Source organism: Streptomyces sp. JW3 (assembly GCF_052216785.1).
Taxonomy (GTDB): domain Bacteria; phylum Actinomycetota; class Actinomycetes; order Streptomycetales; family Streptomycetaceae; genus Streptomyces.
Window position 1 is genome coordinate 1 of record NZ_JBQOUX010000321.1, and the last position, 250, is coordinate 250.

Annotated in this window: 1 pseudogene; it reads right to left on the reverse strand. The window is 67.2% G+C overall.

Features of this window, described 5'->3' with window-relative positions:
* A pseudogene (locus ACTT8P_RS38665) lies at nt 1-243 on the reverse strand (molybdopterin oxidoreductase family protein); the annotation flags it as partial.
* Nucleotides 244-250 lie beyond the last annotated feature (7 nt).

A 250-nucleotide genomic window follows, 5' to 3' on the forward strand; every position in this document is an offset into this window, starting at 1 on the left:
GGTGCCGATCTCGCGGAACGCCTCGTCCCAGGTCACCGGGACGAATCCGGTGGCGGTGCGTCGCATAGGGGTGCGCAGGCGGTCGGGATCGTGATGCAGGCCGCCCATGGCGGTGGCCTTCGGGCAGATGTAGCCCTGGGAGAGAACGTCGTCGGGATTGCCTTCGATCCGGGTGACGCGGTCCTCCCGCACTGTCACCAGAATTCCGCAGTGTGCCTCGCACAGCGTGCATTGGCGCGCGATCGTCTTG